The organism is Micromonospora sp. NPDC049679 (genome assembly GCF_040659735.1).
In the GTDB taxonomy this organism is placed as follows: Bacteria; Actinomycetota; Actinomycetes; order Mycobacteriales; family Micromonosporaceae; genus Micromonospora_I.
This window is the reverse complement of record NZ_JBFANZ010000074.1, coordinates 1-9,647: the sequence shown is the minus strand read 5'-3', so window position 1 is coordinate 9,647 and position 9,647 is coordinate 1. Positions and strand designations below refer to the sequence as shown.

General features: G+C 71.6%; 10 protein-coding genes and 2 pseudogenes. 8 read left to right on the top strand and 4 right to left on the bottom strand.

Translation table 11 applies throughout. The annotated features are described in order from the left end of the window. Positions 1-800, bottom strand: a pseudogene (locus AB0J06_RS25945) (hypothetical protein); the annotation flags it as partial. A 67-nt stretch (positions 801-867) separates the two neighbouring features. Here AB0J06_RS25945 and AB0J06_RS25940 point away from each other — a divergent pair. From AB0J06_RS25940 to AB0J06_RS25925, 4 genes are all read left to right on the top strand, one after another. Further along, complete coding sequence (locus tag AB0J06_RS25940) at positions 868-1,500, top strand: phosphatase PAP2 family protein (RefSeq protein WP_357432239.1); 633 nt, start codon at positions 868-870, stop codon at positions 1,498-1,500. Positions 1,501-1,916: 416 nt separating this feature from the next. Continuing rightward, positions 1,917-2,273 carry a hypothetical protein gene (locus tag AB0J06_RS25935; RefSeq protein ID WP_357432237.1) on the top strand — a complete coding sequence of 119 codons (357 nt, stop codon included), beginning with the start codon at positions 1,917-1,919 and terminating at the stop codon, positions 2,271-2,273. A gap of 75 nt (positions 2,274-2,348) precedes the next feature. Continuing rightward, positions 2,349-2,978 carry a WHG domain-containing protein gene (locus AB0J06_RS25930; RefSeq protein WP_357432235.1) on the top strand — a complete coding sequence of 210 codons (630 nt, stop codon included), beginning with the start codon at positions 2,349-2,351 and terminating at the stop codon, positions 2,976-2,978. An 83-nt stretch (positions 2,979-3,061) separates the two neighbouring features. Further along, positions 3,062-3,988, top strand: a complete 927-nt coding sequence (locus AB0J06_RS25925; RefSeq protein WP_357432233.1) for an NADP-dependent oxidoreductase — start codon at positions 3,062-3,064, stop codon at positions 3,986-3,988. A gap of 63 nt (positions 3,989-4,051) precedes the next feature. Here AB0J06_RS25925 and AB0J06_RS25920 read toward each other — a convergent pair whose 3' ends face one another. After that, on the bottom strand, positions 4,052-4,717 hold the full coding sequence (locus AB0J06_RS25920) for a hypothetical protein (protein WP_357432231.1): 666 nt from the start codon (positions 4,715-4,717) through the stop codon (positions 4,052-4,054). A 245-nt stretch (positions 4,718-4,962) separates the two neighbouring features. Here AB0J06_RS25920 and AB0J06_RS25915 point away from each other — a divergent pair, with 245 nt between their 5' ends. Together AB0J06_RS25915 and AB0J06_RS25910 are read left to right on the top strand one after the other, a co-directional pair. Next, positions 4,963-5,538, top strand: coding sequence for a copper resistance CopC family protein (locus tag AB0J06_RS25915; RefSeq protein ID WP_357432229.1), 576 nt, complete (start codon positions 4,963-4,965; stop codon positions 5,536-5,538). A gap of 95 nt (positions 5,539-5,633) precedes the next feature. Further along, positions 5,634-6,845 carry a monooxygenase gene (locus tag AB0J06_RS25910; RefSeq protein WP_357432227.1) on the top strand — a complete coding sequence of 404 codons (1,212 nt, stop codon included), beginning with the start codon at positions 5,634-5,636 and terminating at the stop codon, positions 6,843-6,845. A 91-nt stretch (positions 6,846-6,936) separates the two neighbouring features. Here AB0J06_RS25910 and gltX read toward each other — a convergent pair whose 3' ends face one another. Together gltX and AB0J06_RS25900 are read right to left on the bottom strand one after the other, a co-directional pair. Further along, on the bottom strand, positions 6,937-8,406 hold the full coding sequence (gene gltX / locus AB0J06_RS25905) for a glutamate--tRNA ligase (protein WP_357432225.1): 1,470 nt from the start codon (positions 8,404-8,406) through the stop codon (positions 6,937-6,939). Further along, on the bottom strand, positions 8,403-8,693 hold the full coding sequence (locus AB0J06_RS25900; RefSeq protein ID WP_357432241.1) for a family 1 glycosylhydrolase: 291 nt from the start codon (positions 8,691-8,693) through the stop codon (positions 8,403-8,405). Before AB0J06_RS25900 ends, gltX begins: the two co-directional genes overlap by 4 nt. Positions 8,694-8,927: 234 nt before the next feature. Between AB0J06_RS25900 and AB0J06_RS25895 the strand changes: the two genes are divergently transcribed. Together AB0J06_RS25895 and AB0J06_RS25890 are read left to right on the top strand one after the other, a co-directional pair. Next, a complete protein-coding gene (locus AB0J06_RS25895; RefSeq protein WP_357432223.1) occupies positions 8,928-9,371 on the top strand; it encodes an SRPBCC family protein in 444 nt (147 codons plus the stop codon). Between the two features lie 200 nt (positions 9,372-9,571). Continuing rightward, a pseudogene (locus tag AB0J06_RS25890) lies at positions 9,572-9,647 on the top strand (30S ribosomal protein S4); the annotation flags it as partial.

The window sequence follows — 9,647 nt, the reverse complement described above, 5'->3', positions numbered from 1 at the left end:
AGGGCGCCAAGGCGTTCTACGCCGCGGTTTTCGGGTGGGGCGTCAAGGACAACGCGTTCGGGCCGGTGACGTACACGGAATGGCTGGTCAACGGCCCCGCCCAGCACCACGACCAGCCGGTCCCCGTGCACTCCGCCGATGATCTCCACCCCGATGCGGCGCGCGGCCCGGTAGACGGTGTGCAGCACGGCGGTGACCTCGCCGCCGGGGGAGCGGCCGACCGCGACCGCGACCGGCGGCGCGTCCGCCCAGCCGAGGGCGGCGGCGCGGCTGGCCAGCACATCCGAGGAGTCGCCGCGCAGCAGCGCGTCGACCAGCAGCGCCTGCAGCCGTGCGTCCCAGGCGCCGCGCGACTCGGCGGCCCGGGCGTAGACCCGCGCCGCGGCGAACGCGATCTCCCGGGAGAACCTCAGCACGACCTCGCGGAGGAGTTGCTCCTCGCCCTCGGCGGCCAGGTGCGGCACCTGCTCTTCGACCACATCGATCGTCACCTTGATCAGCGCCACCGTCTGCTGGAGGCTGATCGAGCGGGCGAGCGCGCGTGGCGCCGCCGCGAACACCTCGTCGGAGACCTCCTGCGGGCTGCCCGCCGCTCCGCCGCCCTGGCGCAGCCACTCCACGAGTGACCGGACGCCGGCCTGCGCGACCAACATGACCCAGGCCCGCTGGTCCGCCGGGAGTTCCCGGAACCAGAGCAGCGTCTCGTCCATCCGGGACACGCTGGCGGTCGCGAGCGCGCCGGCGGAACGTTCGATCCGCCGCAGCGTCGCGATCAGCTCACCGCCCTCCGGCCCGATCACCACCCGTCTAGCCTGTCATGCCCCGCCCGGTCCACCCGGCAGGCCGTCCCGTGCCACTATCTGCGTCATGGTCGTCCGGACGCCCCACGCCGTGCCGCTGCTGGGGCTCGTCGGATTCGTATGCCTGCTCGTCCTGGTCGTCACCGGGTGGGGGCCGCTGCAGCGCTTCGACGGCGCGGTGAGCGCGGCGGCGCGCGAGTACGGGCACCGGCATCCGGATCTGATCGCGGTGCTGCGGGTGGCCACCGATGTCGCCGCCACGCTGCCCTATCTGGCGATCGGGGCGGTCCTGACCCTGGTCTTCGCGCTTCGGCGGCAGCGCCAGCGGGCGATGTTCTGCGCCGCGGTCACCGTGATGGTCCCGGCGCTGTGGGGGCTGCTGCACTGGCTGGTGTACCGCCCGCGACCGCAGAACGGCTTCGTCGTGGTGGCGAGCAACGGCTTCCCGAGCGGGCACGCGTCGAACGCCGCCGCTGCTGGCGTCGCCGCTGTACTGCTGTTGTGGCCGGTGCTGACGCGCACCGGACGGCGCGTCGTGGTGCTGCTCGCGGCGGCGTTCGCGCTGTTCATCGCCGCGACCCGGGTCGCGCTGCTGGCGCACTGGCCGAGCGACGTGGTCGGCGGCTGGCTGCTCGCGCTGACCGTCGTGCCCCTGCTGGCCGTGGCCGTTGACCGGTGGGCTCCCGTCGGACCCCGATGACCGACGCCCCCGGCCCCGTCGGCGCGGCGGGGCCGGAACCGGCTCCCGGGCGAGCGTTGCGCCGGGCCGGACGCGACTGCTCAGGCTGAGCTTCTGGCGCCTCCGCGGTCACCGATCCGCCCCCGCGATCTTCACCGTGGAACGGCTCACGGCGGTCGTGTTCGTGCCGGACCCGGCCGTGCCATCACGACCCGATCACCCGGCCTCCACCGATGCGTGGCCGCCAACCACTTGATGAGACGGTGCGGCTGCCGATCAATCGGAGGTATGGCGATCTCATCGTGATCTGAGCCACGTCGCACCGGCCTAAACGCTCCTGACCTGCAAAATCCCGGGGAAGGCGGTCTTGCGGCGTCGGTATGGCCTGGCATGGTGACCGGCGGGACCGGGGTGATGGCGAGGGTGAGGAGACGGGCATGGCGCACGGGGAGGTGGCGCACAGTGCCGAAGATGAGCGCTGCTGCGTGCTGTGCGATCAGGGTCGGCAGCACGGTGAGCCATCCGTCCGCGCCCACCACCGTCTCCTCGGACCGCGTCGGCTCGGCGAGGGGGCGTCGCCGGATCGCCGGCACGAACCGATCGACGGGTCGCCGGCGGAGGAGCGCGCGACCGACGAGTCGGTGACCGATGTCGGGGATGAGAGCGCGGTCGACGGCCGGGGGCCGACCTGCCGGTCGGAACAGGACGGGTGGGCGGGCGCCCACCGGCACGGCGCGGTGCGGCCGCGGAAGCGGAAGGGTCGCCGCGAGCGGCCGCCGCGACGCTGGTGTTGAGCATTAGGATGATTTAGGCCGTAATTCGGCGTGTCTGATCCGGTATCTCCGCGGTCGGCCCGCACCGTGATCATCGTGGACGACCCGCAACGCCAGATCCTGACCCACGCGATGGCCCTCGCCGATGAGGAGGGCCTCGCGGCCCTGTCCATGCGGGCGGTCGCGCAGCGCCTCGGATTGAGCTCCATGGCGCTCTACCCGTACGTGGGAAGCAAGGACGGGCTGCTTGACGGGCTCGTCGACCTGCTCGTCGCCGAACTGCTGCCGCCGGCCGTCGCCACCGAGGGCGACTGGCGCGAGCGGCTCCGGACCGTAGCCCGGGCGGTGCGGGCAATCGCCCACGCGCACCCCGGCGCGTACGCCCTGATGATGGGCCGCCCATCGACCACGCCGGACGCGGCCCGATTGCTCGACGTCCTCTACGACGCGCTCCTCGAAGCGGGCGTGCCCGAGCCGCAGGTGCCCCGCCTGGAGCGGCTGCTCACCACCCTCGTGCTCGGCTTCGCCGCCGCCGAGCTCAACGGCCGGTTCCACAGCCGCCACCCGGACCGGCGGGCGAGGCTCGGCCCGGACGAATTGCCGGCCCACGCCCGGCTCGCCGCGCACCTCAGCGCGGACGTGGACTGGGACGCCGAGTTCGAGGCCGACCTCGACGACGCCATCCGCCTGGTCGAGCTCGCCGCCGCCCCCGCACGCATCGGCTAGCACCGCCGGCCGTGCTGCCGGTTCACCGTCCGAGCGCGAGCAGGGCCGGCGGAAGATCGACAGGCCGGGGTTAGGGTGACAGGGTGAAGGCGATCGCGATGAACCGCTACGGCGGCCCCGAGGTCCTGTCCGAGATGGAGCTGCCCGACCCCAAGGTCGGGCCGGACACCGTGCTGGTGCGGGTGCGCACCGCGGGCGTCAACCCGGTCGACTGGATGGTCCGGGAGGGCTACCTCGACGGGGCCTTCCCCGCACACTTCCCGATCGTGCCCGGATGGGACCTCGCCGGCACCGTCGCGGTGGCGGGGGCAGCCGTGACCGGGTTCGCCGCCGGCGACGAGGTCATCGGCTACGCCCGGCGCGACGAGATCCAGCACGGCACGTACGCGGAGCTCGTGCCCGCCCCGGAGCGTGCCCTGGCCCGCAAGCCGGTCAACGCCTCCTGGGCCGAGGCCGGCGCCCTGCCGCTCGCCGGGCTCACCGCCTACCAGGCGCTCAAGGCCGTCGGCGTCGGGACCGGCGACACCGTCCTGGTGCACGCCGGCGCCGGCGGGGTGGGTCACCTCGCGATCCAGCTCGCGAAGGTCTTCGGCGCGCAGCGGGTGATCGCCACCGCGAGCGCCGGCAACCACAGCTTCGTCCGCTCCCTCGGTGCCGAGCCGGTGATCTACGGCGAAGGGCTCGTGGAGCGGGTCCAGGAGCTCGCGCCCGAGGGCGTGAACGCGGTACTCGACCTGATCGGCGGATCCGCGCTGACCGAGTCCGCCGCGCTGCTGGGCCAGCCCAAGCGACTGGTCTCGGTCGTCGACGCCGAGACGGTGCTCCGCCTCGGCGGCACGTACGTCTTCGTCAAGCCCTCGACCACCGACCTCACGGCGCTCGCCGGCCTGGTCGACGCCGGCCGGCTCACCATCAACATCGCGCAGACCTTCCCGCTCGCTCAGGCGGCGCAGGCGCAGAGCCTTGTGCAGGAGGGGCACGTGCGCGGCAAGATCGTCCTCGAGATCTGAGCGTATCCGTCAAGAGACCCGCCGGGACGCGCTACAGCGCGGGAGCCGGTCCGGCGCCGGGGGTCAGTGCGTCCGGCGGCGGACCAGCAGGGTGATGCCGGCCAGACCCATCGTGATGGTGACCACGACGGCGGCGTTGAGCAGCATCACCCGGCGCAGATCTCCGAAGAGCCGGTCGATGTCCTTGCCGGGGTTGAGCGCGCTATCCGGGATCACCCGGGCCCCGCCGCCGATTCCGCCGACGCCGCCGTTGATCACGGTGGTGACGGGCGCCGCCAGTGGCACGCCGGCCGCGCGCAGCGTGTCGGGCATCGTGAGCCGGCCGTAGAACCATGCCGCGTCGGTCTTGCGCTTGTCGGGCTGTCGCGTGGGCCGGTACGCGCGCGGGCCGCCGGTGGCGAGCGGGTAGAGGTCGTAGGTCTGCTTCGCCACGTCCTCGATGAACACCACGACGGTGTATTTCGGGCCGAGGTCGCCGGCCGCGGGCGAGCTCGTCTGGCCGTGTCCCTTGAGCCAGCTGACCTGCCCGAACACGGCGGCGAAGAGTTCCGGGTCGTCCTCGGCGCGCACGGTCAGGGGCTCCGGCAGCTCGGGGCCGGCGATGCTGAGGGAGTTCGGCGTGGTGGGGGGCCCGGCATGCGCGGCGGGAGCGGCTGCCACCAGCGGCGCACCGAGGGCGAGCAGCAGCGCGCCTGTCGCGAAAACTCGGCGACTGATCCTGTGCGCCATGATCGACCCCCTCGCCCCGTTCGATGGATGGTCTTGGTGCCGGTCACGCGCTGATGGGTCGATGGTGACGACGTCCGCGGCGGGCGGAAACGACGTACGTAGTCCTAGACTCCGCAGAGCGTCGCTCGGTTGCACCACCCGAGCGAAGATTTGGAACTATCTGCCATCTCCGACCGACCAATGACGGGTCGGTGATCAGCGGCCCGAATCGTATCTGTGTGGAGGCGTTCGTGGGGGGCGGGGTAATGCGATTTTCGCGCCTGTTGCTGGCCGTGATCATGGGGGCGCTCACCGTGCTTGTCGCGGCCGCTCCGGCGGCGGCGCACAACTCGTTGACCAGCAGTGATCCGAAGAACGGGGCGCGCCTGGACAGGGCGCCGTCCGAGGTCCGGTTGACCTTCCTGTCCCGGCTCGATCCGGCCACGACGAAGGTCACCGTGACCGGTCCGGACAACGTCCCGGCCCTGGCCGGCGCCCCGAGGTTCGACCGGGCCCGGGTGGCGGTGCCGGTCAAGGCCGGCGCCGCCGGGCTCTACATCGTCGCGTACGAGGTCGCCTCCGGCGACGGTCATCCCGTGACCGGGGAGGTGCGCTTCACGCTCACGGTCGCGGCCACGCCGGCGGCCAGCCCCACGCCGAGCGCCTCCGCTGCGCAGGCCACGCCGTCGACCGCCGTCGCACCGTCGCTGACTCCGGCGGCCGAGGACGAGGACGCGCGGGGCGGCGGCGCGACCTGGTGGCCGTGGATCGTCGGTGGCGGGCTGCTGCTGCTCGCGCTGGGCGGCTTCGTGCTCGCCCGCCGCCGTCGCGCGGCATCGTAGGGCGAGCGGGCGGCCGCCACGTGGTTTCATCGAGGTATTTCAATTGGTGAACGGCGTATGGCCCGCCCGGACCTCGGTGACTTAGCGTCGTCGAAATGAAGCCGATAGTGAGGAAGATCAGCTGGTCCGCCGCGGGCATCGTCCTCGCTGCCGGCCTCACGGCCTGCGGGGGCAGCACGGAGCGCGAGCAGCCCGTCCCGGCGGCCGGTGACCGGACCCACGGCAGCCATGCGACCCGGGCCGCTGTCCCGCTGACGCCGCTGCGTGAGGGCGAGCGGTTCCTCGACGTCACCGTGCCGCAGCCGTACACGCCCGCGCCGCCCAACGACGGGACCGACGACTACCGCTGCTTCCTGGTCGACCCGGAGTTCGCCGAGCGCGCCTTCGTGACCGGCATCGAGTTCCTGCCGCAGAACACCGACATCGTGCACCACGCCGTGTTCTTCCGGGTCGATCCGGCCGACGTCGCGCAGGCGCGCACGCTCGACGTCGATTCCCCGGGTGACGGCTGGACGTGTTTCGGCGGCTCGGGCATCCGCGCCGCCAACCGCGAGGCGGGCGGGACGACCGGCGGTGGGGACTGGATCGGGGCGTGGGCGCCCGGCGCGACGGAGACGGTGCTGAGCGCCCGCGCCGGCTACCAGATGGAACCGGGCAGCCAGATCGTCATGCAGTTGCACTACAACCTGCTCGCGACGGACGGGAAGCCGGCCGGCCCGGATCGCTCCGGCCTCCGGCTCCGGGTGGCGAGCGGCGACGCCCGACTCGATCCGCTGCACATCACCCTGGCACCGGGACCGATCGAGTTGCCGTGCGCGCCCGGAGAGTCGGGTGAGCTGTGCGATCGCGAGCGGTCGATGATGGATGTGCGGCGACGGTTCGGCGACGAGGTCGCGGCGACCGCGACCCAGCTCAACCTCGCCTGCAACGGGGGCCGGCCGCCGGTCGCCGGTCCGACCCAGCACTGCGACATCCCGGTTCGGAAGCCGGGCCTGGTGCACGCCCTGCTCGGTCACATGCATCTGCTCGGGCGCGCCATCAAGGTCGAGCTCAACCCCGGCACGCCGCAGGCGCGGACGCTGCTCGACGTGCCCGTCTACAACTTCGACGACCAGCGCGCCCGGGTCCTGCCGCAGTCCGTCGCGGTCAAGCCGGGCGACAAGTTCCGGGTGACCTGCACCCACGACGCCACGCTGCGCGCCCGGCTGCCCGAGTTGCGCTCGATCAAGCCGCGCTATGTCGTCTGGGGTGACGGCACGAGCGACGAGATGTGCCTCGGCGTCATCGCCTGGTCGGCACCCTCGTAGCGGCGGCACCGGGTCGCGTTGATCATGGGCATACGCGCCATCCGGCTGTCCGGATTGTCGCGCGTTTGCCCATGATCAACGCGACCGGCGGTCAGCCGAGCTTCACGCGGGCGGCGCGCAGCCGGGCGAGCGTGCGCTCACGGCCGAGCACCTCGAGCGACTCGAAGAGCGGCAGCCCGACCGTACGTCCGGTGACGGCGACCCGGATCGGCGCCTGCGCCTTGCCGAGCTTGAGCCCCCGCTCGGCGCCGACCTGCTCCAGCGTCGACTTGAGCGGCTCCGCCGCCCACTCCGGCTGCGCCTCGAAGGCGGCGATCGCGGCGTCCAGCAGGTCGCCGGCGCCTTCCTTCATCGCCTTCGCCCACGCCGCCCCGTCCACGACCGGCGACTCGAGGAAGAGGAAGTCGACGTTCGGCACGATCTCGCTGAGCACCGCGATCCGGGTCTGCGCGAGCTCGGCGACCGCCGCGAACGCGGCCGGGTCGAACTCCTCCGGTCGCCACGGCGGCAGCGCGATCGGCGAATCCGTCGCCGCCCCCTCGGTGCTCACGCCTGCCTCCGGGTCCGACGCCGGCGGGGGAGGAGTGCCGATGAGCCAGGGCTGGCACGCGGCGATGAACTGCTCGACGGTGAGCGCCCGGATGTACTCGCCGTTGAAGGCGCGCAGCTTCTTCTCGTCGAAGAACGCCGGTGACGGGTTGACCTCGTCGAGCCGGAACTCGTTCTCGATCACCGACCAGGGGACGATCTCCCGGTCGCCGCTCGGCGCCCAGCCGAGCAGCATCAGATAATTGCGCATCGCGTCGGCGAGGTAGCCCTCGGCGCGGTACGCCTCCAGCGCCACCTTGTCGCGGCGCTTGGAGAGCTTCTGCCGCTTTTCGTTGACCACCACGGGCACGTGTGCCCAGATCGGCGGCTGCACGCCCAGCGCGTCCCAGAGCAGTTGCTGCTTCGGGGTGTTGGGCAGGTGCTCCTCGGCCCGGATCACGTGGGTGATACCCATGATCATGTCGTCGACGACGTTGGCCAGCAGGAAGACCGCCGAACCGTCGCCCCGCGCGATCACGAAGTCTTCGATCAGCTTGTTGTCGAAGGTGGGCTCGCCCCGGATCAGGTCGACCACCACGGTCTGTCCGGAATCCGGCGTGCGGAAGCGCAGCGCCCGCCCCTCGCCCGGGCCGAGCCCCCGGTCCCGGCAGAACCCGTCGTAACCCTGGTACTGGCTGCCCGTCCGGGCCTGCACGTCTTCCCGCTTGCAGTCGCAGTAGTAGGCGCGACCCGCGTCGTGCAGCTTCTGCGCCGCCGCGCGGTGCTCCGCCGCGTTCGCCGACTGGAAGTGCGGCCCCTCGTACCCGCCCCGCTCGATCCCGATCCAGTCCAGCGCCGCGAGGATGCCCTCCGTCCATTCCGGGCGGTTGCGGGCGGCATCCGTGTCCTCGATGCGGAGCACGAACACACCGCCGTGCTGCTTGGCGTAGATCCAGTTCTGCAGCGCCGAGCGGGCGCCGCCGACGTGGAACATTCCGGTCGGAGAGGGAGCGAAGCGTACGCGTACGGTCACGACGTCAGCGTACGGCCGGCCCCCGGTGGCCCCGCCACCAGGTTTGCTCCGGAGCACCCTCTCCAGGTCAGACTCGCCGGACCAGCCGAGCGAGCGCGGCGGGGCCGGGCCGGTGCCGTCGGGCTGGACACACGGCCGGCGATCCGGAAACGGTATGCGGAAACGCCGACGTCGGCTATGAGTGCGATGTCTTCGAAATAGCGCCGGTAACGATCGCAGGCAATATCTCCGTTATTTTCGCCTATGACCCGTCCGGTATCGTCGGTAAACGTATCCCTGACGGACACGCCGCGGCCATCCTCGCTGGTGGCGCCCGCATCTGATAGGACGATGTAGACACTCCAAAGGTAAAACCGGTGGGAAAGAACGGTATCGGCGGAGCGCTCATGCGGATTCTTCAAATGCGAAGCGTCCTCGGACTCTATTCCGTTCGGCGAGTCTAGGGAAACCCCCAATATTTCGGCCTAAAGGTGTTTTACGCTGCCCCTGTCGTGGGGTGTCATCGCTGGAGGCGACTACAGATGATCCTCATTGAGCGGAGCGGGCGGGTTGACGCGCCCATCGAGGCAGTGTGGGAGGTGGTTCAGCAGGCCGAGCAGTTGCCGGCGTGGCTGGCCGGCGTACGCGAGGCTGAGGTGGTTTCCGGTGAGGGCTTCGGTCGCAGGCAGCGAGTGCACGCCGCTGATGGCGCCTCCCTCGACGCCGAGGTGATCGCGTACGACCCGCCGAAGCTCATCTCGTGGCGGGAGCGGGCCGAGGGCACCGGAAACCGGGCGGAGGCGCGTACGGAAGTGCACGTCGAGCTGACCCCGGAGACGGGCGGCACGGGGGTCCGGCTCACCATCGTGCGATGGCCCTCGGGGCCGGTCAGCGCGGCGCTGCTGCGACTGGGGATCCGCCGGATCGGCGCCGATCTGGAGGCCTCGTTGGCCCGCCTGGCCGACCTGGCGACGGTCCACGTCTAGCCGCTCTCCATCCACCCGGCCCGCGGTCGCCGCCGCGGGCCGGGTGGTCTCCGCGTCAACGGACCTTGCCCGTCGATCAAGGACGTATGCGCATGACTTGATCTCTAATCATGCGAATACGCCCTTGATCGACGGGCAAGATCTTGAGCGAAGGAACGCTGCGGCGGGGAACGCGGCGGCGGCGAAAGGGGGTCGGGCCACGTCGCGTCTACGGCGTGCTCGAGAAGCAGTTCCGCGGTTACTACGAGGAAGCTGTGGCCAAGCAGGCGAAGACCG

What these genes read in the sequence shown, in the direction of transcription:
- AB0J06_RS25940 (WP_357432239.1), top strand. Translation starts at nt 868, where the DNA reads ATGGTCGTCCGGACGCCCCACGCCGTGCCGCTGCTGGGGCTCGTCGGA.
- AB0J06_RS25935 (WP_357432237.1), top strand. Translation starts at nt 1,917, where the DNA reads ATGGCGCACGGGGAGGTGGCGCACAGTGCCGAAGATGAGCGCTGCTGC.
- AB0J06_RS25920 (WP_357432231.1), bottom strand. Translation starts at nt 4,717, where the DNA reads ATGGCGCACAGGATCAGTCGCCGAGTTTTCGCGACAGGCGCGCTGCTG.
- AB0J06_RS25915 (WP_357432229.1), top strand. Translation starts at nt 4,963, where the DNA reads ATGCGATTTTCGCGCCTGTTGCTGGCCGTGATCATGGGGGCGCTCACC.
- AB0J06_RS25910 (WP_357432227.1), top strand. Translation starts at nt 5,634, where the DNA reads ATGAAGCCGATAGTGAGGAAGATCAGCTGGTCCGCCGCGGGCATCGTC.
- AB0J06_RS25895 (WP_357432223.1), top strand. Translation starts at nt 8,928, where the DNA reads ATGATCCTCATTGAGCGGAGCGGGCGGGTTGACGCGCCCATCGAGGCA.